This is a genomic window from Herbiconiux sp. L3-i23, assembly GCF_023734115.1.
GTDB lineage: Bacteria > Actinomycetota > Actinomycetes > Actinomycetales > Microbacteriaceae > Naasia.
This window is the reverse complement of the sequence record NZ_AP025737.1, coordinates 325,046-349,938: the sequence shown is the minus strand read 5'-3', so window position 1 is coordinate 349,938 and position 24,893 is coordinate 325,046. Positions and strand designations below refer to the sequence as shown.

General features: G+C 69.9%; 23 protein-coding genes and 1 riboswitch. Of the genes, 13 read left to right on the top strand and 10 right to left on the bottom strand.

Features of this window, described 5'->3' with window-relative positions; translation table 11 throughout:
• The first annotated feature begins 179 nt into the window (after nt 1–179).
• The 11 genes from NGH83_RS01735 (at nt 180) to NGH83_RS01685 (ending at nt 10,851) form a co-directional block, all read left to right on the top strand.
• Nucleotides 180–1,388, top strand: coding sequence for a YihY/virulence factor BrkB family protein (locus NGH83_RS01735; protein WP_251857356.1), 1,209 nt, complete (start codon nt 180–182; stop codon nt 1,386–1,388).
• A 165-nt stretch (nt 1,389–1,553) separates the two neighbouring features.
• Nucleotides 1,554–2,396, top strand: coding sequence for an exodeoxyribonuclease III (locus tag NGH83_RS01730; protein WP_256470113.1), 843 nt, complete (start codon nt 1,554–1,556; stop codon nt 2,394–2,396).
• Between the two features lie 111 nt (nt 2,397–2,507).
• Nucleotides 2,508–3,527: a tryptophan--tRNA ligase gene (gene trpS, locus NGH83_RS01725; protein ID WP_256470112.1), complete on the top strand. Its 1,020-nt coding sequence runs from the start codon at nt 2,508–2,510 to the stop codon at nt 3,525–3,527.
• Nucleotides 3,527–4,117 carry a GNAT family N-acetyltransferase gene (locus tag NGH83_RS01720; protein ID WP_251857355.1) on the top strand — a complete coding sequence of 197 codons (591 nt, stop codon included), beginning with the start codon at nt 3,527–3,529 and terminating at the stop codon, nt 4,115–4,117. The genes trpS and NGH83_RS01720 overlap by 1 nt, the downstream gene beginning before the upstream one ends.
• On the top strand, nt 4,114–4,848 hold the full coding sequence (locus NGH83_RS01715; RefSeq protein WP_251857354.1) for an HAD family hydrolase: 735 nt from the start codon (nt 4,114–4,116) through the stop codon (nt 4,846–4,848). The genes NGH83_RS01720 and NGH83_RS01715 overlap by 4 nt, the downstream gene beginning before the upstream one ends.
• A gap of 70 nt (nt 4,849–4,918) precedes the next feature.
• A riboswitch (FMN riboswitch) is annotated at nt 4,919–5,068 on the top strand.
• Nucleotides 5,069–5,138: 70 nt separating this feature from the next.
• Nucleotides 5,139–6,194: a bifunctional diaminohydroxyphosphoribosylaminopyrimidine deaminase/5-amino-6-(5-phosphoribosylamino)uracil reductase RibD gene (gene ribD, locus NGH83_RS01710; RefSeq protein WP_251857353.1), complete on the top strand. Its 1,056-nt coding sequence runs from the start codon at nt 5,139–5,141 to the stop codon at nt 6,192–6,194.
• 3 nt (nt 6,195–6,197) lie between these two features.
• On the top strand, nt 6,198–6,881 hold the full coding sequence (locus NGH83_RS01705; RefSeq protein WP_251857352.1) for a riboflavin synthase: 684 nt from the start codon (nt 6,198–6,200) through the stop codon (nt 6,879–6,881).
• On the top strand, nt 6,878–8,179 hold the full coding sequence (gene ribA / locus NGH83_RS01700) for a GTP cyclohydrolase II (RefSeq protein WP_251857351.1): 1,302 nt from the start codon (nt 6,878–6,880) through the stop codon (nt 8,177–8,179). The genes NGH83_RS01705 and ribA overlap by 4 nt, the downstream gene beginning before the upstream one ends.
• Nucleotides 8,176–8,655: a 6,7-dimethyl-8-ribityllumazine synthase gene (gene ribH / locus NGH83_RS01695; protein WP_251857350.1), complete on the top strand. Its 480-nt coding sequence runs from the start codon at nt 8,176–8,178 to the stop codon at nt 8,653–8,655. The genes ribA and ribH overlap by 4 nt, the downstream gene beginning before the upstream one ends.
• 239 nt (nt 8,656–8,894) lie before the next feature.
• Nucleotides 8,895–10,292, top strand: a complete 1,398-nt coding sequence (locus NGH83_RS01690) for an MFS transporter (protein WP_251857349.1) — start codon at nt 8,895–8,897, stop codon at nt 10,290–10,292.
• Between the two features lie 133 nt (nt 10,293–10,425).
• Nucleotides 10,426–10,851, top strand: coding sequence for an RbsD/FucU family protein (locus NGH83_RS01685; RefSeq protein ID WP_251857348.1), 426 nt, complete (start codon nt 10,426–10,428; stop codon nt 10,849–10,851).
• Nucleotides 10,852–10,876: 25 nt separating this feature from the next.
• Here the strand turns inward: NGH83_RS01685 and NGH83_RS01680 are convergent, their stop codons facing one another.
• The 9 genes from NGH83_RS01680 to NGH83_RS01640 all read right to left on the bottom strand — a co-directional run bounded on the left by NGH83_RS01680 (nt 10,877) and on the right by NGH83_RS01640 (nt 20,876).
• The gene (locus tag NGH83_RS01680; protein ID WP_251857347.1) at nt 10,877–11,917 is read right to left on the bottom strand and encodes a sugar-binding transcriptional regulator; all 1,041 of its coding nucleotides are present in this window, start codon (nt 11,915–11,917) and stop codon (nt 10,877–10,879) included.
• A 31-nt stretch (nt 11,918–11,948) separates the two neighbouring features.
• Nucleotides 11,949–12,950: a sugar phosphate isomerase/epimerase gene (locus NGH83_RS01675; RefSeq protein ID WP_251857346.1), complete on the bottom strand. Its 1,002-nt coding sequence runs from the start codon at nt 12,948–12,950 to the stop codon at nt 11,949–11,951.
• Between the two features lie 84 nt (nt 12,951–13,034).
• Nucleotides 13,035–14,021: a D-ribose ABC transporter substrate-binding protein gene (locus NGH83_RS01670; RefSeq protein ID WP_251857345.1), complete on the bottom strand. Its 987-nt coding sequence runs from the start codon at nt 14,019–14,021 to the stop codon at nt 13,035–13,037.
• Nucleotides 14,022–14,132: 111 nt separating this feature from the next.
• Nucleotides 14,133–15,296, bottom strand: coding sequence for an ABC transporter permease (locus NGH83_RS01665; RefSeq protein ID WP_251857344.1), 1,164 nt, complete (start codon nt 15,294–15,296; stop codon nt 14,133–14,135).
• Complete coding sequence (locus NGH83_RS01660; RefSeq protein ID WP_251857343.1) at nt 15,293–16,843, bottom strand: sugar ABC transporter ATP-binding protein; 1,551 nt, start codon at nt 16,841–16,843, stop codon at nt 15,293–15,295. The genes NGH83_RS01665 and NGH83_RS01660 overlap by 4 nt, the downstream gene beginning before the upstream one ends.
• Nucleotides 16,840–17,487 (bottom strand): DUF2291 family protein, encoded by a 648-nt coding sequence (locus tag NGH83_RS01655; protein ID WP_251857342.1) that lies wholly within the window; start codon nt 17,485–17,487, stop codon nt 16,840–16,842. The genes NGH83_RS01660 and NGH83_RS01655 overlap by 4 nt, the downstream gene beginning before the upstream one ends.
• A gap of 35 nt (nt 17,488–17,522) precedes the next feature.
• Nucleotides 17,523–19,025, bottom strand: a complete 1,503-nt coding sequence (locus NGH83_RS01650; protein ID WP_251857341.1) for an FGGY family carbohydrate kinase — start codon at nt 19,023–19,025, stop codon at nt 17,523–17,525.
• A complete protein-coding gene (locus NGH83_RS01645; RefSeq protein WP_251857340.1) occupies nt 19,018–19,992 on the bottom strand; it encodes a transketolase family protein in 975 nt (324 codons plus the stop codon). Before NGH83_RS01645 ends, NGH83_RS01650 begins: the two co-directional genes overlap by 8 nt.
• Complete coding sequence (locus NGH83_RS01640; protein WP_251857339.1) at nt 19,989–20,876, bottom strand: transketolase; 888 nt, start codon at nt 20,874–20,876, stop codon at nt 19,989–19,991. The genes NGH83_RS01645 and NGH83_RS01640 overlap by 4 nt, the downstream gene beginning before the upstream one ends.
• 187 nt (nt 20,877–21,063) lie before the next feature.
• Here NGH83_RS01640 and NGH83_RS01635 point away from each other — a divergent pair, with 187 nt between their 5' ends.
• Both NGH83_RS01635 and NGH83_RS01630 read left to right on the top strand, forming a co-directional pair.
• Nucleotides 21,064–21,279, top strand: a complete 216-nt coding sequence (locus NGH83_RS01635) for a hypothetical protein (protein ID WP_251857338.1) — start codon at nt 21,064–21,066, stop codon at nt 21,277–21,279.
• 77 nt (nt 21,280–21,356) lie between these two features.
• The gene (locus NGH83_RS01630; protein ID WP_251857337.1) at nt 21,357–23,246 is read left to right on the top strand and encodes an ABC transporter ATP-binding protein; all 1,890 of its coding nucleotides are present in this window, start codon (nt 21,357–21,359) and stop codon (nt 23,244–23,246) included.
• 127 nt (nt 23,247–23,373) lie between these two features.
• On the opposite strand, the gene NGH83_RS01625 is transcribed toward NGH83_RS01630, so the two are convergent.
• A complete protein-coding gene (locus tag NGH83_RS01625; protein ID WP_251857336.1) occupies nt 23,374–24,861 on the bottom strand; it encodes an NAD-dependent succinate-semialdehyde dehydrogenase in 1,488 nt (495 codons plus the stop codon).
• Nucleotides 24,862–24,893: the final 32 nt, after the last annotated feature.

Here is a 24,893-nt window from a genome sequence, read left to right as displayed (position 1 = left end):
TTCCGTTTGTGGTCAAACGATTCCGACGATTGATTGCCGGAATTTACACGATCGCAACCGGAGTCCGTCGTTGGTCCACGAATGACCGGGACACCCTCCATTGCGCCCGAGCCCGCCACCGTCACCCTGCGCCCAGCCGACGCCCAGAAGACGTTCAAGCTGCTCGCTAGGCTTTCGACATGGCGAGGGACGCGAACGCCCAGGCGGTCAAGGACGAAGACGCGACCGAGACCGCGGTTGGCGCCAAGCCGACCCCCGAGGCTCCGAAGACGGGCTTCGCGGCGCTGATCGCGAAGATCCTGGCGCTTCGCCCGGTGCGCGTGTTCCAGCACTACGGCAGCGAGGGCGGAGCCCTGCTCGCCGCGGGCATGACCTACCAAGCGGTGTTCGCGCTCTTCGCGGCGCTGTGGGTGGCCTTCTCAGTGCTCGGCTTCGTGATCGCCGCCGATCCCACGCTGCAGCAGGCGATCTTCAGCGCCATCGACAACGCGGTGCCCGGTGTCGTCGGCGACGGCGGACTCGTGGATCCCGAAACCCTGCTCCAGACCTCCGGCCTCACCTGGACCGGCGCGATCGCCCTCATCGGTCTGCTCCTCACCGCCGTCGGCTTCCTCGCCTCCATGCGCGACGCGATCCGACGCATCTTCGACCTGCCGCCCTCGACCCAGCCGTTCGCGGTCCAGAAGGCGAAAGACCTCGGGCTCGCACTCGGCTTCGGGGCGGTGATCCTGATCTCCGCGATCATGTCGGTCGTGAGCACGGCCGCGCTCGGCGCCGTCTTCTCGCTCTTCGGCATCGACGACGAGTCGCTCTTCGCCGTCATCGTCGCCCGGGTGATCGGTTACGCGATCGTCTTCGCGATCGACCTGGCCACCCTCGCCGCCGCGTACCGGATCCTCTCGGCGATCAAGATCCCGCCGAAACGCCTCTTCGCCGGTGCCGCGATCGGAGCCGCCGCGCTCGGCGTGCTCAAGGCGGCCGTGACTCTGGGCCTCATCGGCGGGACGGGCAGCAATCCGCTGCTGGCCGGGTTCGCGATCCTCGGCCTCATGATCTTCCTCAACTTCGTCTGTCAGGCGCTGCTCATCGCGGCGGCGTGGATCGCGGTCGGCATGAAGGACGCCGGAATCGACCCCCGGTCGCTGTCGGTCGAGGAACTCGAGCTCGAGCACGCGGAGAAGCTCGAGGAGGCCCGCCGGCTCGTGGCGAAGACGAACCTCGAGACCGCGAAGGAGCAGTACCGTTCGGCGCGCGGCGTCGCCAAGTGGCGGCTCGCCCGTCAGATCAAGCGCGACGCCCGCATCGAGGCGCAACGACGGGAAGCCGTCCCGACGACGAGCGAGTACAGCAAGGCCGACAAGGACAAGATCGCTCCCCCGAAGGGCTGACCGCCCGGCCGTCGAGCAGCGACGCAGGAGCGCCCCGAGAGCACACGCGTCGACTTCCGCGCCATGGTCTCGATGCGCTTCGCTTACTCGACCCGTTTCGGTGCGCTCCTTCGTCGCTTACTCAACGACCGAGGGAGTGTCGGAGGCCTTCCGTAGGGTTGACGGGTGCCGACACCTCAGAGACTCCGCATCGCCACCATCAACGCCAACGGCATCCGCGCGGCCTACCGACGCGGCATGGCCGACTGGCTCGGCAGCCGGGATGTCGACATCCTCGCCATCCAAGAGGTGCGCGCCTCGACGGAAGACCTCGAAGAGCTGCTCGGTCCCGAGTGGAACATCCTCCACGACGCGGCGAGCGCCAAGGGGCGCGCCGGGGTCGCGATCGCCAGCCGCGACAAGGCGCACATCCACCGCGTCGCGATCGGAGAGGACGACTTCGACACGGCGGGGCGCTGGCTCGAGGCCGACTACGAGATCGGTGGCCGCGTCATCACCGTGGTCAGCGCCTACGTTCATTCCGGTGAGGCCGACACCCCCAAGCAGGTCGAGAAGTACGCGTTCCTCGACGCCATGGAGCGCAGACTCCCCGAGATTGCGGCGCACAGCGAGTTCGCCGTCGTGCTCGGCGACCTCAACGTCGGCCACCGCACCCTCGACATCAAGAACTGGAAGGGCAACGTGAAGCGCGCCGGCTTCCTGCCCGACGAGCGCGCGTACTTCGACCGGTTCGTCGGGGCAGAGGACGCCGATGACTACAACGCCGGCGGCGGCCTCGGTTGGGTCGACGTCGGCCGCAAGTGGGCGGGCGAGGCCGACGGCCCCTACACGTGGTGGTCGTGGCGTGGAAAGGCGTTCGACAACGACAGCGGATGGCGCATCGACTACCAGCTGGCGACGAAGGCACTCGCCGACACCGTCGTCGACTACGCCGTCGATCGCGCGGCCACCTACGACGCCCGCTTCTCGGATCACACCCCGGTCGTCGCGGACTACCAGCTCCCCTAGCCCGGCGAGGTGCCCACTTCTGCGGGTCGCAAGGCGCGAACACCCGCAGAACTGGGCATCTCGGCGAGCGACGGCGGAGGATCGCGCAGGGGCGGTCCCTAGAATCGACGGGTGAGTTCTCCCGCCAAGCCCCGCCTGTTCTCCGGCATGCAGCCGAGCGCCGACTCGTTGCAGATCGGCAACTACATCGGGGCGCTGCAGCAGTGGCAGAAGATGCAGGAGAGCCACGACGCGATCTTCTGCGTCGTCGACCTGCACGCCCTCACCGTCGCCCAGGAGCCCGCGGAGCTGCGCGAGCAGATCCGCCGCACGGCCGCGCAGTACATCGCCGCGGGGATCGACCCCGAGAAGTCGACGCTGTTCGTGCAGTCGCACGTGCCGGCGCACACCGAGCTCGCCTGGACCCTCAACACCGTCACCGGTTTCGGCGAGGCGAGCCGGATGACGCAGTTCAAGGACAAGTCGGCCAAGCAGGGCACCGACGCCGCCTCGGTCGGACTCTTCGCCTACCCCATCTTGATGGCGGCCGACATCCTGCTCTACGACACCAAAGACGTTCCGGTCGGCGACGACCAGCGTCAGCACATCGAGCTCACCCGTGACCTCGCCGCCCGCTTCAACAGCCGGTTCGGCCACACGTTCCAGATCCCGGACGCGATGATCCAGGCGGAGTCGGCGCGCATCTACGACCTGCAGAATCCCACCGCGAAGATGAGCAAGTCGGCGGCGTCCGACGCCGGCGTCGTCTGGCTGCTCGACGAGCCGTCGAAGACCGCGAAGAAGATCCGCTCGGCCGTCACCGACACGGGTCGCGAGATCGTCTTCGACCGCGAGAACAAGCCGGGCGTCTCGAACCTGCTGACGATCCTCTCCGCCTTCGACGGCACCTCGGTGCCCGAACTGCAGGAGCGGTACGAGGGCAAGGGGTACGGCGACCTGAAGAAGGACGTCGCGGACGCGGTCGTCGCCGTGTTCGAACCGGTCCGCGCCCGCGCTCTCGAGCTGCTCGACGACCCCGCCGAGCTCGACCGTGTGCTCGCCGGCGCGGCGGACCGCGCGAACGAGATCGCCGAGGCCAAGCTCGCGACCGTCTACGACCGCATCGGCCTGCTCCCCCGCCGACGCCGCTGATGCGGCCGACGCTCCTGCGCAGTGCTCGGCTGGTCCTCGACCAGCCGACGAGCCGGGACGTCGACGACATCGCCCTCTACTGCAGCGATCCGCTGTTCGACCGGTTCATGGCCCTGCCGAACCCGTACCGACGGGACGACGCGGAGCACTGGGTGACGACGAGTGTGCCGACGGGCTGGGAGAACGGCTCCGAGTTCAGTTGGGCCATCCGGGAGCACGAGGGCGGGCCCCTGATCGGTGCGATCGGCTCGCGTGTCCGCCTGCAGGATGTGGGCTACTGGATGGGTGAGCCGTTCCGCCGCCGTGGCTACATGACCGAGGCGCTGCGCACGGTGACGACCTGGCTGCGCGCGCACGGCACGTCTCGGGTGCATTGGGAATGCGTGGTCGGCAACGTGGCGTCGGCGCGCGCCGCCCGAGCAGCCGGCTACCTGTTCACCGGCACCGCGCCGAGCACCGTCGTCTTCCACGACGGGTCGAGGCCGCTGTCCTGGCACGGCGAGCACGGCGTCCCCGCCGCCGAGACCCTCCCTTGGCCGGCCGAGGTGGCGGGCCCTGCGGTGACCGGGCGTGCAGAGGTCGAGCGGTGAGGCCGGCGGTCGTCCTCTTCGACCTCGACGACACCCTGTTCCGGCACCGCGAAGCGGTCGACGATGCGGCGACGGCAACGGTGCGGTTGCTCGACGACGCGGCCTCCGACGAGGTCATCGCGGCTGAGCTGGTGCGCTGGCGCGACCTGGAGGAGCATCATTACCACCGCTATCTCGGCGGTGAGATCGGTTTCGAGGACCAGCGCCGCGCCCGCGCACGAGACTTCGCCGCCGCCTACGGGATCGACCTCGTCGATGATGTCTCGGCGAGCACGTGGTGGGCGGACTACATGGAGCGGTATCGCTCCGCCTGGCGCCTGCACGATGACGCACTCCCCTGCCTGGACGACCTGGGGCGTCGCTTCCCCGCGGTGCGGTTCGGGTTGATCACGAACGGCGAGCTCGCGTTCCAGACCGCGAAGGTCGACGCCGTCGCCCTCGCGAACCGCATGGACCACGTCGTGGCCTCGGGCGAGTTCGGTGCCGTGAAGCCGGATCCGGCGATCTTCCTGCACGCCTGCTCGCTCTTCGCGGCCGACCCGGACGACTGCGTCTACGTCGGCGACCGGCTGCGCACCGATGCCCTCGGCGCGGCGGCCGCGGGACTCACCGGAGTGTGGCTCGACCGCCGCGGCGAGCGCGACCACGCGGCGCCCGACGAGCTGGCACGCGTGCGGGTGATCGGCTCCCTCACCCAGCTGGGCGAGACGCTGGAGACGCGGGAACGCTGAGCACGGGACCGCTGAGCCCCGGGGAATAATCGCCGTCATCAGCACGGTTGGGCTATAACAGAACCAAGAAACACGTGCTCCGGGGTCGGTGTAAGTCCGAACCGGCGGTCAAAGTCCGCGAACCGGCATCCGATCCTCGAACTCCTCGAGGTGACGGGCCGGCCGATCCGGTGGAATTCCGGAACCGACAGTCACAGTCTGGATGAGAGGCAGCACGTCGACGACGGACGAGTCCGTCGTCGCGACCACGCCGTCGACCCCGGAGTCCGTCTGGACACGAGGAAGAATCGATGAGCGGACCTACCGAGCAGCGGCCGAGCGACGCCGTGCTCGAGCAGGCGATGCGCCGCTCCCTCGAACTGGCTCTGCGCGGACCCGCGTGGGCGGAGAACCCGCAGGTCGGCTGCGTCCTGCTCGCCCCCGACGGCGCAGTGCTCGCCGAGGGCTGGCATCGCGGGGCGGGCACCGCTCATGCCGAGGTGGATGCGCTGTCGAAGCTGGCGCCCGGTGAGGCGCGCGGCGCCACCGCGGTGGTCACCCTCGAGCCCTGCAACCACACCGGACGCACCGGCCCCTGCAGCGTCGCGCTGCTCGAGGCGGGCGTCGCCCGTGTCGCCTACGCGCTCGACGACCCGAATCCTCAGGCCTCGGGAGGCGCCGAGCGACTGCGCGCCGCGGGTGTTGAGGTCGTGGCCGGGGTGCTCCGAGACCAGGCCGAGGTCGAGCTGCACGGCTGGCTCACCGCGGTGCGCCGCGGCAGGCCGTACGTGACCGTGAAATGGGCGTCGACCCTCGACGGCCGCGCGGCCGCCGCCGACGGCTCGAGCCAGTGGATCACCGGGCCCGAGGCCCGCGCCGACGTGCATGTCCGGCGCGCTCGGGCCGGCGCGATCATCGCCGGCACCGGCACCGTCCTCGCCGATGACCCCCGACTCACCGCACGCGCCCCCGACGGTGCGCTCGCCGACGCCCAGCCGCTCGCCGTCGTACTCGGTCGCCGAGCCGTCCCCGAGGCCGCCGCGATCCGCGAGCATCCCGGCGGGTTCGTGCAGTTCGACGGCGGCGACCTCCCGGGACACCTCGACGACCTCTACGCCCGGGGCATCCGTAGCGTCTTCGTCGAAGGCGGCCCGACCGTGGCGAGCGCCATCGTGCGCGAGGGGCTCGCCGACGAGTACCTGGCCTACCTCGCCCCGGCCGTCCTCGGCGGGCCGGCCGTCGCCCTCGGCGACCTCGGCGTCGCGAGCATCGGCGACGCCCGCCGCCTGAACTTCCTCTCGGTCGACCGTCTGGGTGCCGACCTGCGGATCATCGCGCGGCCGATCGCCGCAGAAACGGAGCAGTGAGCAGTGTTCACCGGAATCATCGAAGAGCAGGGCACGGTCACCGAACTCGTTCCCGGCTCTGACGGCTCCGCCCGTCTCGTCGTGCAGGCCCCGCTCGCCGTCAGCGACGCGGGCCACGGCGACTCCATCTCGATCGGCGGCGTCTGCCTGACCGTCGTCGACCAGGGACCCGACTGGTTCGCCGCCGACGTGATGGGCCAGACGCTGGCGGTCTCCTCCCTCGGCTCGCTCGCCGTCGGCGACCGCGTCAACGTCGAGCGCGCCATGCAGGCGGGCGCCCGGCTCGGCGGCCACATCGTCCAGGGTCACGTCGACGGCAGCGCAGCGCTGCTGTCGCGCTCCGATCAGGGCTCGTGGCACGTGCTGCGCTTCAGCCTCCCCCGCGATCTCGCCCCCCTCGTCGTCGACAAGGGCTCCATCGCGGTGGCCGGCGTCTCGCTCACCGTGTCGGCCGTGAGCGCGCCGACCGAGCCGGAGCAGTGGTTCGAGGTGAGCCTCATCCCCGAGACGCTCGCGGCCACCACGCTGGGAGCGCTCGAGGTCGGCGGCGCCGTCAACCTCGAGACCGACGTCCTCGCCCGTCACGTGCAGCGACTCGCTGCGTTCGGCGGCGGCCCGCTGGCCGCCGCCCCCGAAAACCACAGCGCCGCGGCGACTCCCGCCACGGCAGAAGGAGGTGCGAGATGAGTCTCGCCAGCATCCCCGCCGTCCTCGCCGAGCTGCGCGCCGGCAAGCCGGTGATCGTCGCCGACGATGAGGCGCGCGAGAACGAGGGCGACGTCATCCTCGCCGCCGAGTTCGCGACCCAGGAGTGGATGGCCTGGACCATCCGCAACACCTCGGGCTTCATCTGCGCGCCGATGACGAACGAGATCGCGGACCGCCTCGAACTGCCGGTCATGGTGCCGGTCAACCAGGACGCGCGCGGCACGAACTACACCGTCACGGTGGACGCCGCGGACCGACTCTCGACCGGCATCAGCGCCGCCGATCGCGCGCATACCTTGCGCGTGCTCGCCGATGCCGGCTCGGTGCCGTCGAGCCTCATCCGCCCGGGCCACATCCTGCCGCTGCGCGCCGCGACCGGCGGCGTGCTTGAGCGGGCGGGACACACTGAGGCCGCCGTCGACCTGCTCCGGCTGGCGGGCCTCACCCCGGTAGCCGCGATCGGCGAGGTCGTCGCCGAGGACGGCGAGATGATGCGTCTGCCCGGCCTCATCGAGCTCGGTGCGAGCGCCGGTGTGCTCGTCACCACCATCGAGGCGCTCATCGCCTGGATCAACGAACACCCCGAGTCGCAGCCGTGCGACACCGACACGACGACGATCAGCGAATCGCCGCGCGTCCGCTTCGAGGTGGAGACGACCGTGCCGACCGAGCACGGAGCGTTCCGCATGCGGGCCTACCGCGACGGCCAGACCGGCGCCGACCACATCGCCATCATCTCGGGTGACCCCGCGCCGGGAAGCCTCGTCCGCGTGCACTCGGAGTGCCTGACCGGCGAAGCGTTCGGTTCGCTGAAGTGCGAATGCGGGCCGCAGCTCGACGCGGCGCTCGAGACGATCAAGCGCGACGGCGGGGTGGTCGTCTACCTCCGCGGACACGAGGGGCGGGGCATCGGGCTCATCAACAAGCTGCGCGCCTACCGCCTCCAGGAGGACGGCCTCGACACTCTCGACGCGAACCTCGCGCTCGGGCTGCCCGCCGATGCGCGCGACTACGGCGCCGCGACGGCGATCCTCGCCGACCTGGGGGTGACGTCGGTGCGTCTGCTGACGAACAACCCGGAGAAGGTCCGCCAGCTCGAGGAGCGCGGCATCGAGGTCACCGAGCGGGTTCCGCTCGTTGTGGGCGTCTCGCCGTTCAACGAGGGTTACCTCGAGACCAAGGCCGCGCGCATGGGCCACCAGATCATCGCGGACGAGCTCCGGCACGCCGCCGTCGGCGGTCCCGTCGGCGACATCAGGGAAGGACAGGACGTATGAGCGGACACGGCGCTCCCGCAGCCGATCTCGAGGGGGTCGATGCGACCGGCCTGAAGGTGACTGTCGTCGCCGGCCGCTGGCACGACACCATCGCCGACGGCCTGCTCGCGGGCGCACGTCGGGTGCTCGAGCAGACCGGCGCCACCGTCGCCGTCGTCGACGCTCCCGGCAGCTTCGAACTGCCGGTGCTCGCGAAGGCCGCGCTCGAGGCGGGAGCCGACGCCGTCGTGGCGCTCGGCGTCATCATCCGCGGCGGCACCCCGCACTTCGAGTACGTCTCGAGCGCCGCGACCGACGGTCTCACCCGGGTCGCTCTCGACACCGGGAAGCCCGTCGGCTTCGGCGTGCTCACCCTCGACGACGAGCAGCAGGGCATCGACCGCGCCGGTCTGCCGGGCTCGAAGGAGGACAAGGGCGCCGAGGCGGCGGAGGCCGCGGTACGCACCGCCCTCGCGCTGCGGGCCCTGCGTTCCTGATCAGCCCCGCCCGGCCGGAGAGCGCTGTCACGGCGCCCTCCGGCCGGGCGTATCATTGACCGGTCTCGCCGACGACCGCCTGACGCCCGCACCTCGGCGCCTCCCGGTCCTTCACACGACGTAGCCCGACCCTTCGGTGCGCGGAGAACCCGCCACGAAGCGCGGCTGTCGGCGGAGTCTCGCCGACCGCTCGACGCCGATCCGGCTCGCGGCCGCTTTCTCTCTCCACCGAAGGAACCATGTCCAGCTCAGCCATGCCCGCTTCTGCGGCGACCCAGTCCAACCCGCGTTCGCGCGTCATCCTCGCGAGTCTCATCGGCACGTCGATCGAGTTCTACGACTTCTACGTCTACGCCACCGCCGCCGTCCTCGTCTTCCCGGCTCTGTTCTTCCCGAGCACCGACCCGACGACCTCGCTGCTCAGCTCCTTCGCCGCCTTCGGCGCCGCATTCGTCGCGCGCCCGGTCGGGTCGGTGCTGTTCGGCCACTTCGGCGACCGCATCGGTCGCAAGGGCGCCCTCGTCGCGACCCTGCTCACGATGGGCATCGCGACGGTGCTGATCGGCGTGCTGCCGACGGCGCTCACCCCGGGCTGGGAGTTCCTCGCCCCCGCGCTCCTGGTGCTGCTGCGCTTCTGCCAGGGCCTCGGCCTCGGCGGCGAGTGGAGCGGCGCCGCGCTGCTCGCGACCGAGAACGCGCCCGCGGGCAAGCGCGCCGTCTACGGGACGTTCCCGCAGCTCGGCGCCCCGATCGGCTTCATCCTCGCCAACGGCGTCTTCCTGATCCTCTCGACCACGCTCGACGCCGAGGCGTTCGCCGCGTGGGGGTGGCGGATCCCGTTCATCGCGAGCGCGGTGCTCGTCTTCGTGGGCATCTACGTGCGCTTCAAGCTCATCGAGACGCCCGCGTTCCAGAAGGTCGTCGAGAAGGGCGAGGTGGCGAAGGTCCCCGTCTTCCGCGTCTTCAAGACCAGCTGGAAGCCGCTCATCCAGGGCACCTTCATCATGCTCGCGACCTACGTGCTGTTCTACCTGATGACCACCTTCACCCTCACCTACGGCACCACCGCGGCGTCGGTGGAGACGGCGCAGGCCGCGGCGGAGGCGGCGGGCAAGGCGTTCAACCCGGACGCGTTCGTGCCCGGTCTCGGCTACGCCCGCAACGCGTTCCTGATCATGCTCATCGTCGGCGTCGTCTTCTTCGGCATCCTGACCCTCCTGTCGGGTCCGCTGGCCGAGCGGTTCGGCCGCCGCAAGCACCTCATCTGGACGACCGTCGGCATCTTCGTCTTCGGCCTGCTCTTCGTGCCCCTCTTCGGCGGCGGCTTCGTCGGAGTCATTGCGCTGCTGATCGTCGGCTTCTCGCTGATGGGTCTCACCTTCGGCCCGATGGCGGCGATCCTTCCCGAGCTGTTCCCGACCAACGTCCGATACACCGGTTCGGCGATCAGCTACAACGTGTCGAGTATCCTCGGCGCCGCGGTCGCGCCGTTCATCGCGGTGGCGCTCTGGCAGGCCGCCGGCGGCAGCACCTGGCTGGTCGGCGTCTACCTGAGCGCGATGTCGGTGCTCACTCTCGTCGCCCTGCTGCTCACCCGCGAGACGAAGGACACGGCCTACGAGTCGAACGTGAGCTGACCGCTCCGGGCCTCGCCACCGACGGCCGCCTCAGCTCGTTCCGACGAGCGGGGCGGCCGTTGTCATCTCCCGTCAGTCGACGGCAACGGTTCGCGCCATAATCGAGAGCACGACCACATCGAAGGAGACGTGCGTGCTGATCGGAATCGACCCCCTGCTGAGCGGCGAGCTGCTGAAGCTCCTCGACGAGATGGGACACGGCGACGACCTGCTGATCGTCGACCGCAATTTCCCGGCCTACCAGAGCGGCAATCCCGTCGTGCACCTCGGCGAGGTCACGGTCACCCGGGCCGTCGAGGCTGTCCTCTCGGTGTTCCCCCTCGACACGTTCGTGGATCAGCCCCTCGGCCGCATGGAGGCGCAGGACGACGCTTCCATCGTGCTCGAGGCGCACACCGAGGTGCTCGAACTGGCGCGGAAGGCGCACAGCGCATCCCTCGAGTTCGAGGTCATCCCCCGTTTCGAATTCTACGAGCGCGCCCGCGGCGCGTTCGCGATCGTGAAAACGCTCGAGACCCGCCCCTACGGCTGCTTCGTCCTGAAGAAGGGCGTCGTCTGAAGCGTCGCGTTCGACGAGCGGCGGGTCAGGCTTCGTCCGCGGCCAGACGCTCGGCGGTGGCGTGGTCGGTGATGAGCACGTCGACCCACTTCCCGCGTAGCGCGGCGCGGATCGCCTCGTGCTTGCGCTCCCCTCCCGCGATGCCGACGCGACGCGGCACGGCCCGAAGGGCCGAGGCGGTCATGCCGAGCACCCGTTCGCCGAGTTCGGACGCGACGTACTCGCCGTCGGCGTCGAAGTAGCGCAGGCACACGTCGCCGACCGCGCCGAGATCGCGCAGCCGGGAGACGATCTCGTCGGGCACGGCGTTGCCCGAGACCGCGAGCAGCGGTGACGGGCTGAGGGTGCCGATGCCGACGAGGGCCACCGTCAGATGGTTCCACTCGTCGGCGACGCTCGCGATGTAAGGGTCCGAGAGGATCGCGTCGCGTGCGGCGTCGCTCGCCACGATGCCGGGCGCGGGGAAGAACACCGGCTCCGCGCCGGTGGCGGCCGCGAACCGCTCGGTCAGCCGAGTCGCCTGCACCTGCACCTGGGGTGCGCCGACGCCGCCGAGGAGCTGGACGATCTTCGCGGCCGATCGCGCGGGCCGCGGGGTCATGGCCTCGACCGCCGCGATCAGGGTCGCCGACCACGAGGAGATCCCGACGTGGTCCGATGCGCTGAGCGTCGTCTCGAGGTAGGCGGCTCCTGCCGCACCGAGCGCCGCGATCAGCGAGTTGTCGTCGGCGCCGCCCGCGTCGGCGACGACCATGTCGGAGAGCCCGTACCGGTCGCGGACGGCGTCCTCCAGTTCGGGGTAGACGCCGGGCGGCGGCACGACGATGGTCCGAACGATGCCGAGTGCCACGGCCTCCTTCAACAGGCGGGAGGCGCGGGACTGCGAGATGTGCAGCCGCTCCGCGATCTCGGGCTGGCGCAGGCCCTGCTCGTGGTACATCCGGGCGACCTTGACGAGCAGCGCCATCCGCTCGGGCGGCAACCGACTCCCCCTGCTCAGCACGCCCATCGCTCCCGCCACGTCGACACCGGACCGACGGCCCGCGATCACGACTGTATCGGTCACGGGCCGTCGGCCTCTCTCAGCGGGTGTTTCTTCAGTAGGAGGTGAAGAGTGCGTGCTGCACGAGCTTCAGTGCCCCCACCGCGTCGTGCTTGTCCTGCAGGGCGACGAGCGCGTCGACGTCGAGCTTGTCGAGTCCGCGCTGCACGGCCTTCAGGAAGTCGATCGCCGAGTCGGCCGCCTCGACGCTGTCCTCGCGGAACGGGAACTGGTCGAGCTGCCAGACGCCCTCCCAGTTGTTCTTCTTCAGCGTGTAGAAGAACTCGAACAGTTCGATCGGGTGAACGGTGCCGGCGACCATGTCGTCATCCCAGTTGCGGAGGTTGTCGTTGACGTCCATGCCGAAGAGGCGGCCGTAGTCGATGGCGAGCTGCGCCGAGTCCGAGGGCGATTCGCCGCCGAAGAGGGCGTGCCCGAAGTCGAGCAGGATGCCGACGTTCGGCAGTCCGATCCTCTCGATGCCGAGAAGGGTGCGGGCGACCGAGTCGAAGCTCATGTGCACGCGGGGCTCGCGCGGCTTGTACTCGATGACGAACTTCACGTCGGGGTTCTCGGAGGCGAGACGACCGACGCCGTCGAGGGAGTTCTTCCAGACGGTGCCGTAGTCGACCTGGAACGGGTAGTCCCAGCCGTCCTGGCCCGGCCAGAGCTTCACGTATTCGGCACCGAAGTAGCGGACGACGTCGGCCGACTGGCTGATCAGGTCGTGGGCGAGCTCGCGGACGCCGGGGTCGGGGTTCGTGAAGGAGCCCTTCGCGAACACCCGCGTGTAGATCTCGGGCGTGATGCCGATGACGCCGAGGTTCTCCTTGTCGAGCGCGGCCTTGACCTGCTCGTTGCTGAAGTCGCCCCCGAAGAAGGGCCAGTTGAGGTCGACGACGTCGAGGTCGCGGACGCGCCCGGCCAGCTCGATCGCGTCGATGATGCTGCGCGGCTCACCGTAACCGTCGGTCGCGTAGCGGTCGACGTAGGTGGCGAAGTGCCAGATCCCCGCGCCGTAGCGCTGACCCGACGGATTGGTGGCGGACTGACCCACGATGGTCCTTCTTCCCTGGTGGCGTGGTGACGGTGGTACGGAGGGTGCTGAGGGGGCGGCATTCGCGCCGCCCCCTCAGGATGCTCACTCGAGAGCGAACAGGGTGTAGCTGTCGGCGTTCTCGGCGTTGATGACGATGCAGTCGATCGACTGCTTCTCGTCCTCGTCGGTCTCGCCGTCCTTGATGAACTTGTCGGCCTGCTGCACCGCGAGCTGCGAGATCAGCACGGCGGGCTGGAGGCCCGTGGCGACGAGCTTGCCGGCCTTGATCGCCTCGACCGCGTCGGGGCTGCCGTCGAAGCCGACGATCTTGATCTGGTCGAGCAGCCCGGCCGCCTCGACGGCGGCGACGGCGCCGAGCGCCATGGTGTCGTTGCCGGCGATGATGCCCTGGATGTTCGAGTCGCGCTGCAGCAGGGTCTCGACCTTCGCGAAGGCCTCGTCCTGGCTCCAGTTCGCCGTCTCCTTCGCGACCGACACGAGGTTCGGGTACTGGGAGATGACGCTCGCGAACGCCTCGGAGCGGACGCCGGCGTTGGTGTCCGACTCCTTACCGGTGAGCTCGATGTAGTTGCCGCCGTCGGGCAGCGCGGCGACGAAGTCCTCGGCGACCGCGGCAGCACCCTGCGCGTTGTTCGCGACGATCTGCGCCTTGGCGATACCGGTCTCGTTGATCTCGCGGTCGATGAGGAACACCGGCACACCGGCGTCCTCGGCCTTCTGGATCGGCCCGATCGACGCGTCGGCGCCGGCGTTGTCGAGGATGATCGCCTTCGCGCCCTGGCTGATCGCCGCGTCGATGAGCTCCGACTGCTTGTTCGGGTCGTCGTCGTGCGAGGCGACGGAGGTCTCGTATCCGAGCTTCTCCGCCTCTGCCTTGGCTGCGTCGGCTTCTGCCTTGAAGAACGGGTTCTCCTGCGCCGGGGTGATGATCGCGATGAGGCCGCCGGCCTCGTCCGACGATCCGGAATCGGAACCTGCGGCGTCGTCGCCTCCGCCAGCGCAGCCGACGAGCACGAGGGCGGCAGCGCCCGCGAACGCGGCGGCCGCGAGTGCCTTACGTCCAAACATGTGTTCGGTACCTTTCTTCTCTTCTCCTGGTGCTGACCGACGTCCTTGCCGGTCAGATCCGTCCGAGCGTGAGTGGTGCTGATAGTGCCTCACCCGGCCGGAATCCTGTGCTTACGGGGTCTTGATCCCCGTGTCCTCGGGCGGGGTGCCCTGGGCGGCGCGCGACGCCGATTTCTCGGCTGCGGCGAGGGCCGCGTTCTTGTTGCGCTTGATCTTCTGCTGGGCCTGGTCGAGCATGACCGCGAGCACGATGACGGCGCCCTTGATCACGGTCTGCCAGAACGTCGAGACGCCGACGATGACGAGTCCGTCGCTGAGGAAGCCGATGACGAAGGCGCCGAGCAGTACGCCTCGGACGTTTCCGCGTCCACCGGTGAGGGCGGCGCCGCCGATGACGACTGCGGCGATGGCGTTGAGCTCGAAGCTCTCACCGAGCTGCGGGGCGGCGCTGGTGAGCTCGGAGGTGAGGATGACGCCCGCGGTCGCGGCGCAGAATCCGCTGATCATGTAGACCCAGAGCTTCACCCGCTTGACCGGGACACCCGCGAGCTCGGCGGCGCGCTCGTTGCCGCCGGTGGCGTAGACCCAGCGCCCGAACGGCGTCTGGCGGAGCACGATGAGGGCGATGATCGCGAAGATGATCATGATCCAGATGCCGTTCGGCACGCCGAGGATGCGGCCGCCGCCGATGAAGCCGAAGCCGGTGTTGCCGAGCTCGGGGCTGCCGCCGAGTCGCGGATAGGTCGAGCCGTTGGATATCAGCAGGGCTGTGCCTCGAGCGACGTAGAGCATGCCCAGAGTCGCGATGAAGGGGGCGACGTTGAACCGCGTGACGAGGATGCCGTTGATGAAGCCGACGAGCGTGCCGATCGCCAGCGAGCAGAGCACGACGACCCAGACGGCCGGGTAGAGCACCACGTCGAGGCTCGGGATGCCGAGGCCCTCGAGCAGCACACCGGCGATGATGCCGGAGAGGCCGACGGTCGAGCCGACGGAGAGGTCGATGCCGCCCTTCAGGATGACGAAGAGCATGCCGAGCGCGAGGATCGCGTTGTAGGCGACGTGCTTGGTCATCGTGATCAGGTTGTTCACGCTGAGGAACGAGTCCGACAGCAGCGCGAACACGATGATCAGTACGGCCAGGGCGATGAACGCGCGCCCTTCAAGCAGGATGCTGCCGATGTCGAGCTTCTCGCCGCCGCCGAACAGCGGGTTGCGCTTCGGCGGCTCGGGGGCGGCGCCCGCGGGCTTGGTCTCGGTCTGCGCGACGCTCATCGGTCGCTCCCTTCGTGGCTGTCGACGGCGGCCTCGCCTGAGGCGACCATGAGTTCTTCGCGGGTGGAGCTGCGCGGGTCGAACTCCCGCACGATGCGTCCCTTGGACATGACGATGATCCGGTTGGCGGTGGTGAGGGCCTCGCCGACCTCGCTGGTGGCGTAGAGCACCCCGAGCCCGCGGCGGGCTTCGCGGGCCATGAGCCCGAAGATCTCGGCCTTGGCGCCGACGTCGATTCCGCGGGAGGGCTCGTCCAGCAGCAGGACGTCGGGGTCTGTGAGCAGCACCTTGCCGATGACGACCTTCTGCTGGTTGCCGCCCGAGAGCGAGGTGATCGCGGCCGCCGGCCCCGAGGTCTTGACGCGCACATCGCGCACCTCGTCGACGACGGCGGCGCGCTCGGGCTTCGCCGAGAGGAAGAGGCCGCGCACGTACTTCAGCAGGCTTGCGAGCGTCATGTTCTCGCCGACGGACATCGTCTGCACGAGGCCGTCCCTCTGGCGGTCTTCCGGAACGAGGGCGAGCCCCAAGCCGATGCGTTCGGCAATGCTCTGCTTGTCGATGATGCTGCCCTTCACCGTGACGGTGCCGGCCTGCACGGGCGAGCGGCCCGCGAGCGCCTCGAGCAGTTCCGTGCGTCCGGCGCCCATCAGGCCGTAGAGGCAGACGATCTCGCCGGCGCGCACGTCGAGCGAGATGCGATCGACGGCGAGGCGCGAGGCGTTGCTCGGGTCGGCGACCGACACGTCGCGCAGGCTGAGGACGGGCTCGCCGAATTCCTGCAGCAGGTCGGGCGCGAGGTCTTCGGCGTTGCGGCCCACCATGTTGGCGATGACCCACTCTATGTCGATGTCCGCGGCGGCCGCCGTGGCGACGAGCGACCCGTCGCGGAAGACGACGGCCTGGTCGGCGATCTCGAGCGCCTCCTCGAGGTGGTGCGAGATGTAGACGATCGCGACGCCCGCATCCTTCAGCTCGTGGATGACGCGGAAGAGCACCTCGACCTCGCTGCCCGACAGCGCGGAGGTCGGCTCGTCCATGATCAGGACTCGGGCATTGCCGGCGAGCGCTCGGGCGATCTCGACTACCTGCTGCTGGCCGAGGCGAAGGTCGGCCACGAGCGTCTTCGGGTCGAGCTCCTCTTCGAGACGGGTGAGCAGCCCGGCGGTCTCGTCGGCTTCGCTCCTGTAGTCGACGAGCAGGCCGCCGCGGGTGCGCTCGCGGCCCATGAAGATGTTGTCGCGCACGCTCAGGTTGGGGCAGAGGCTGAGCTCCTGGTGGATGATCGCGATGCCGCGCTCGGAGGCGTCGACCGTGTTGCGCAGGCTGACGGGCTCGTCGTCGAGCACGAGGGTGCCGCTCGTCGGCGACTCGACACCCGACAGGATCTTCATGAGTGTCGACTTGCCGGCGCCGTTCTCGCCGAACAGCACGGTCACCGTGCCGCGGCGCACCTCGAAGTCGACGCCCTTCAGCGCGCGCGTTCCGCCATAGGTCTTGGTGATGCCGACGGCGCGCATCACGACATCGGTGGCGACGGCGCTCACGGGGCGACCTCGATCGAGATCGGCACGACCGAGACGAGGGCCGGGTTGACCCGGAGGAACGCCCCGGTGATGGTGAGCGTCTTGCCCGCGAGGGTGGCCGGGTCGAGGCCGTCGAGCAGATTCGTGCGCACCTGATTGTTGAGCTCGGTGGCGACGTTCTGATACTCGAGCTGGTTGGTGAACTCGTTGAAGGAGATCTCGCCGGACACGTCGCGGAGGGCGGTGCCGTTGAGGGCCGGACCGATCTGCAGCTGCACGGTGGTGCCGGCGGGCACGCCTTCGACGGTGAGCGGCAGGATCGGCGGGGTGGGCTGCCCCGCGACCGCGGTGAAGGTGACAGGGAAGGCGTACGCGCTGCTCGCCCCCGACGTGTTGCCCGCCTCGTTCTCGTCCGCGCCGCCCTCGAGGTCGGCGAGCAGGGTGCTGAGGTCGACCGCGTTGTCCTCGATGTAGGGCACCAGGTCGGCCTCGTAGTGCTCGGCGGCGTAGGTCGCTGCGTCGAACTGGTCGGCGGTCTGCGCCTCGGCCTCCTCTCCGGTCACGACCTCGGTGGAGAAGCCCGCCGCGACGACGACGATGACGGCGAGGGCCGTCAGCACCATCCACGGGCGGACCGGTCCGCGTCGCTTAGTTCTCGAAGTCATGTCGTCTGCTCCTTTGCAGCAAGGTTCTCTGCGTGTCAGTTGCGGTCGTCGGTCGACCGGGAGAGTGGGGGGATGTCGGCGTCGACGCGCGGGGTGGACCGCGAGCGCGAAACCGCGCCGAGCCAGCGCGCCCGCCGCTCCGACGCCGCGTCCGCGCCGAGGATCGGGGTGAAGGTGTCGGAGGAGCGGGGAAGGGCGTCGACGTCGTCGGCGCTCCAGACTCCGGACGCGATCCCCGCGAGATGAGCCGCTCCGAGCGCCGAGAGCTCGGCGATGCCGGAGCGCACGACGGTCCGCTGGCTGAGGTCGGCCTGCAACTGCACGAGCCAGTCGTTCGAGGAGGGACCCCCGTCGGCGAGGATCGTGTCGACCCGGCCGGCGGCGTCGTCGGCTTCGACGAGCACGTCCTCGATCTGCAACGGGATCGACTCGACCGCGGCACGGGCGATGGCGGCCCGCGAGGTGCCGAGTTCGAATCCGGTCAGCACCGCGGTGGCCCGTTCGTCCCACCAGGGGGCGCCGAGGCCCGAGAACGCGGGCACCAGGTCGACGGCGGAGGGCTGCGCGTCGGCGGCGAGCGCGACGAGTTCGGTGGGAGTGGTCCCGAGGACCTCGGCGAGCCAGACGAGGGTCGCGCCGGTGGAGAGGATGTTGCCCTCGAATGCCCGGGCGACGGCACCGCCGGTCTGCCAGGCGATCGTGCGCACGAGCCCGGTGTGCGAGACACCGGCGCCATCGGCCTCGAGGCCCATGATCGAGGATCCTGTGCCGTAGGTGACCTTCACCGCTCCGGCGCCGCGCGCGCCGTGTCCGAAGAGCGCCGCGTGCGAGTCGCCGAGCACCGCGTGGAATCGCAGCCCGTCGGTACCCACGATGATCTCGCTCGCCTCGTCGGAGGCGGCGATCCGCGGCAGCGCCTCGGCGGGGATGCCGAAGGTGTCGAGCAGCTCGCCGCTCCAGTCGGCCGTCGCGAGGTCGAGCAGCTGGGTGCGGCTGGCGTTGCCGACCTCGATGCGGTGCTCACCGGTCAACGCGTACAGCAGCCACGAGTCGACGGTGCCGAGCGCGATCTCGCCCGATCGGCTGCGCGAGCGGTCGGGGTCGATCTCATCGAGGAGGTACGCGAACTTGAGAGCCGAGAACATCGGGTCGAGCGGAAGTCCGCTGATCGCGCGCACCCGGCCGGCGGAGTCGGCGAGCGATTCGGCACGATCGGCGGTGCGGCGGTCCTGCCAGCCGAGCACCGGCCCGAGCGGCTCACCGGTGCGCCGCGACCAGGCGATCGCCGACTCGCGCTGGCTGCTGAGGCCGACGCCCGCGATCCGTGCGCCGAAGCGCTCGGACGCGGCGTCGATCCCGGCTCGCACTCCGGCGAGGATCTCCCGCGCATCCTGCTGCACCCATCCGGGAGCGGGATGCTCGGCACCGAGCGCGGTCGCGGTGGTCGAGAGCACGGTTCCGTGCTCGTCGACCGCGACCGTCTTGGTCGAGCTCGTGCCCTGATCGACGGCGATCAGGACTGCGGTGTCATCAGCCATGTACCAATGCTTCCCTAGCCGCGCGCGCCACGCCCTCGGCGGTGAGGCCGAAGTAGTCGAGGAGGAAGTCGGTGCTGCCCGTCGGAGCGAACTCGGTCAGACCGAGCAGACGCACCGGCGGACGGGAGCCGGCACCCTGCTGGGCGACGAGGGAGGCGACGGCGGCGCCGAGTCCCCCGGCGAGGTTCGCCTCTTCCGCGACGACGATCGCACCGGTGTCGGCGGCGGCCCGGACGGCCTCGGTGTCGAACGGAGCGATCCAGGCGGCGTTGAGGACTCGGGCCGAGATGCCGTCGGCGGCGAGCGCGTCGGCGGCGGCCAGGACGCGGGAGACCATCGTCCCGGTGCCGATCAGGGTCACATCGGAGCCCTCACGCAGCGCGGTGAAGCGTCCGCGCTCCCACGGGGCGCCCTCGGGAGTCACATCGGGAACCTTGTGGCGGCCGACGCGCAGGAACGAGGGGCGCGGCTGCCCGACGAGGGACCGGATCGCCTGGCGGGTCTGCTGGCGGTCGGCGGGGACCATGATGTCGAGCCCGGGCAGCGCCCGCAGCCACGAGAGGTCTTCGACCGAGTGGTGAGTGGGGCCGAGTTCGCCGTAGGCCATCCCCGGGCTCATGCCGCAGAGCACGACGTTCTGCTGGCTGTACGCCACGTCGGCCTTGACCTGCTCGAGCGAGCGTCCGGTGAGGAACGGGGATGCGGCGCAGACGAAGGGGATGAGCCCGGCGTTCGCGAGTCCCGCGCCGACGCCGACCATGTTCTGCTCGGCGATGCCGACGTTGATCAGCCGGTCGGGGAACTCGTCGCGGAAGGCGGTGAGGTTGCTCGATCCGACCGAGTCGTTGCAGACGGCGACGATGCGGGAGTCGACCCGCGCGAGCGCGATGAGCTCGTCGGCGAAGGCGGCGCGGTTGTCGTAGACGGGCGCGGCGGCGTCGGCCACGACCTGGGTCTCGGTGCTCACGCGAGCTCCTCCAATGCGATGGCGACCTGCTCGGCGTTCGGCACCTTGTGGTGCCACTCGACGCGGTCCTCGATGAACGAGACGCCCTTGCCCTTGATCGTGTTCGCGATCACGCCGACCGGCTTGCCGGTGGTCGAGGGGCCGAAGGCGTCGAAGAGCTGGCCGTAGTCGTGGCCGTCGATGACGCGGACCTCGAGGCCGAAGGCGGCGAGCTTGTCGTCGAGCGGGTCGAGGCTGCTTGTCTCCTCGGTGCGGGCACCCTGCTGCAGCCGGTTGCGGTCGACCACCACGGTGAGGTTGTCGAGCTCGAAGTGGGCGGCCGACATGAGGGCCTCCCAGTTGCTGCCCTCCTGCATCTCGCCGTCGCCGAGGACGACGAACACCCGGTTGTCCGCTCCGGTGAGCTTCGCGCCGACCGCGGCGCCGACGGCGACGGGCAGTCCGTGACCGAGGGGGCCGGTGTTGGTCTCCACGCCCGGCACCTTGGTGCGGTTCGGGTGGCCATTGAGCGCCGAGAGGGGCTCCATGAAGGTGGCCAGCTCGCTCGCGGGGAAGTAGCCGCAGTGAGCGAGCGTCGAGTAGAGCGCGGCGGCGCAGTGCCCCTTGCTGAGCACGAAGCGATCGCGATCCGCCCAAGTCGGGTCGGCGGGGTCGAGGCGCAGGACCGCGTTGAAGAGGGTCGTCAGGATGTCGGTGACCGAGAGGTCGCCGCCGATGTGGCCCTGCTTCGCGGCGTCGATCATGCGGACGATCGAGCGCCGCGTCTCCTTCGCCCGTTCGGTGAGGATGGCGCTTCGCGCGTCGGTCGTCGCCGCGTCGAGTTCGCGGCGGAGCTCGCGATAGGCCTCGGCCTGGGCGGCATCGGAGTGGAGAGTGGTGGTCACGCCAGTTCTTTCGAATCGGCGACGGTACCGAGTTCGGGCTTCGCCCTGCATATCTATTCACCGTCGCGTTGATGTGCATGAGCACTCTCCCACCAGGGTCGGGCTAGTGTCAAGAGGCCGGTTCGGAACGACCGAGAGACGTCAACCAAGATTGACGATTCGAAGGCCTGTCAACTACGGTTGACAGATGGACAACGGCACCATCCGCACGCTCGTCGGAGACGCCGGCGCCGACGACCCGATCGTCGCGCTACGCGCCATCGCGGGCCTGCGCCGGGAGATCGACCGCGTCGAGGCGGTCGCCGTGCGACGCGCGCGCGTCGCCGGGGCGTCATGGCAATTGGTCGCCCTGGCGCTCGGCGTGACGCGCCAAGCGGTGCACAAGAAGTACGGACGCGGCTGACGCCGCACGCCGGACGCGCGGCCGAAACGCCGCTTCCGACAACGAACGCTGCATTCGATACAGAACGAGGACGAGACGTGACATCGCCGCAGGCATCGGACACCCGCCGACGGGGCTTCCTCCGCCGACCGCAGAAGGAGGAGGGCCCCCGCGCCTCCCTCCGTCAGCTGCTGCCCTACCTCCTCGAGCACCGGCGCGTGATGGCGATCATCCTGACCCTCAGCATCGTCGGAGCCGTCGCGTCGCTGGCGCAGCCGCTGCTGGTCAGCGGTGTCATCAGCACCGTCGAGGCCGGTGATCCGCTCGGCGGCCTGGTCTGGCTGCTGGTCGCGCTCGTCGTCGTATCCGGCCTCATCAGCGGCTACCAGCACTACCTGCTCCAGCGCACCGGCGAGGGCGTCGTGTTCAGCTCGAGGCGTCAGCTCGTCGCGCGGATGCTGAACCTCCCCATCGGCGAGTTCGACACCCGCCGGGTCGGCGATCTCGTGTCCCGCGTCGGCTCGGACACCACGCTCCTGCGGGCGGTGCTCACGCAGGGTGTCGTCGAATCGGTCGGCGGGGCGCTCACCTTCGTCGGCGCGTTGATCGCCATGGCGATCCTCGACCCGCTGCTGCTCCTGCTCACCCTGCTCGTGGTCGCCGTGTCCGTCGTCACCGTCGTGACCCTGTCCGCGCGCATCCGGCCCACCGTGAAGGAGTCGCAGAAGAAGGTCGGCGACCTCGCCGCCGCGGTCGAACGCTCCATCAGCGCCATCCGCACCGTCCGCGCCTCGAACGCGACCGACCGCGAGGTCGCCGCCATCGAGGAGGACGCTCGCGGCGCCTACGAGCAGGGCGTGAAGGTCGCACGCATCTCGGCGCTGATCGTCCCCATCGCCGGCATCGCGATGCAGGCGTCGTTCCTCGTCGTGCTCGGCGTCGGCGGATTCCGTGTGGCGAGCGGCGCCATATCGGTCGCGAATCTCGTCGCGTTCATCCTCTTCCTGTTCATGATGATCCTGCCGCTCGGTCAGTTCTTCGGAGCGATCAACGCGGTCAACCAGGCCCTCGGCGCGCTCGGCCGCATCCAGGAGGTCCTCGAGCTGCCCACCGAATCGGCGAAGGACCGCGACATCGCCCCGCTCGCGGTGCTCGTCGGGCCCGCGAACGACGCGATCCGTCCCGAAGCGCCCGCCATCGAGTTCGACGACGTGACCTTCTCGTATGTCGCACTCCGCGAAGCGGAGCCGGCCGATGACGACGAGTCCGCCGAGGCGCCGGCCCCGACCACGGCCCGGATCGAGCGCCAGGAGGTGCTGCACGGCGTGAGCTTCGCGGTGCCGCGCGGTTCCCGCACCGCGCTGGTCGGACCGTCGGGTGCGGGCAAGAGCACGACGCTGTCGCTGATCGAGCGCTTCTACGACCCCGACCAGGGCGAGATCCGCTTCGGCGGGCTCGACCTGCGCACCCTCGATCGCGAGGCACTGCGCTCGCAGATCGGCTACGTCGAGCAGGACGCCCCGGTGCTCGCCGGCACCCTGCGGGAGAACCTCCTGCTCGCGAGCCCGCAGGCGAGCGACGAGGAATGCATCGACGTGCTCGAGCGCGTCAATCTCGGCGAGGTGCTCGCTCGCGACCCCGCAGGCCTCGGCGCGCAGGTCGGCGAGGACGGCATCCTGCTCTCGGGCGGCGAGCGTCAGAGGCTGGCGATCGCCCGGACCCTACTCGCCGCTCCACCGGTGCTGCTGCTCGACGAGTCGACGTCGTCGCTCGACGGCCTCAACGAGCAGCGTCTGCGCGACGCGATCGACGCGGTCGCGCAGCGGCGGACCCTGATCGTGATCGCGCACCGCCTGTCGACGGTCGTCGACTCCGACCAGATCGTGGTGATGGACCACGGCCGCGTGCAGGGCATCGGGACCCACTCCGAACTGGTGAAGTCGGTGCCGCTCTACCGCGACCTCGCCCGCCACCAGCTGCTCGTCTGACCCGGGGCATCCCCGCAGCGGGTACACGGATCAGGAGAAGTCGGCGGATCGGTCCTGATCCGTGTGCGACTCGCCCGATTTCCGGCCGGATCTCCTGATCCGTGCACCCGCCCCGGAGGGCCTGACCTCAGGCGAAGGGGTTGGGCGTCATCGTGTACTTCGTGTCGAGGTATTCGTGGATGCCCTCGAAGCCGCCCTCGCGTCCGACACCCGACTGCTTGACGCCGCCGAACGGGGCGGATGCGTTGGAGATGACCCCGACGTTGAGCCCCATCATCCCGGTCCTCAACCGTTCGATGAGGCGCTGACCGCGGGCCAGATCGCGCGTGAACGCGTAAGAGACGAGACCGAACTCGGTGTCGTTGGCGATGCGCACCGCCTCGTCCTCGTCGGCGAAGGTGACGATCGAGACGACCGGTCCGAAGATCTCGGTGCGCAGGATGTCGCTGCCCTGCTGCACGCCCGACACCACGGTCGGCGCGTAGAAGGTGCCGTCGCCGTCGATCGGCGATCCGCCGGTGCGCACTGTGGCCCCCCGCTCGACCGCGTCGCGCACCAGCTCGTCGGCCTTCGCGACGGCGCTCTCGTTGATCAGCGGACCGATACGGACGCCGTCCTCGGTGCCGCGGCCGACCGGAAGCTCGGAGACGGCGTCGGTGATGCGCCGAGTGAACTCGTCGGCGATGCTCTCGTGCACGAGGAAGCGATTCGCCGCGGTGCAGGCCTCGCCGATGTTGCGGAACTTCGCAAGCATCGCACCCGCGACCGCGGCGTCGAGGTCCGCGTCCTCGAAGACGAGGAACGGCGCGTTGCCGCCGAGTTCCATCGAGGTGCGCAAGACGTTGTCGGCGGCCTGCTTCATCAGGGTCACACCGACCGGCGTCGAGCCGGTGAAGCTCAGCTTGCGCAGCCGCGGGTCGGCGATGATCGGCGACGAGACGCCCTTCGAGTCGGTCGTCGTGACGATGTTCAGCACACCGTCGGGCAGACCGACCTCGCGGAAGATGGAGCCGAGCGCGAGCGTGGTGAGCGGGGTGAGCTCGGCGGGCTTCACGACCACGGTGCAGCCCGCGGCGAGGGCGGGAGCGATCTTGCGGGTCGCCATCGCCAGCGGGAAGTTCCACGGAGTGATGAAGAAGCTCGGCCCGACGGGGTGCTGCGACACGATCGTGCGGCCGGTGCCCTCGGGGTTGATGCCGTAACGGCCGCTGATGCGCACCGCCTCCTCCGAGAACCAGCGCAGGAACTCGCCCCCGTAGGCGACCTCGCCGCGCGACTCGGCGAGCGGCTTGCCCATCTCGAGCGTCATCAGCAGGGCGAGGTCCTCCGCGCGCTCGCGGACCCGATCGAACGCGGCCCGCAGCAGGTCCGACCGCACGCGCGGAGCCGTCGCCGCCCATTGCTCGGACGCGGCGACGGCGGCGTCGAGCGCGCGGATGCCGTCCTCGGGCGTCGCGTCGGCGATGGTCGCGAGCACCGCGCCCGTCGCGGGGTCGCGCACGTCGAAGGTGGCTCCGCTGGAACTCGGCGACCAGTCGGCGCCGATCAGCAGGTCGGTGGGGACGCTCCCGAGAACTCGGGACTCGTCGGCGGCGGTGGGGGCGGTTGCTGACACGCGCTCAGCCTAACGACCGGGAGCGCGGGCTG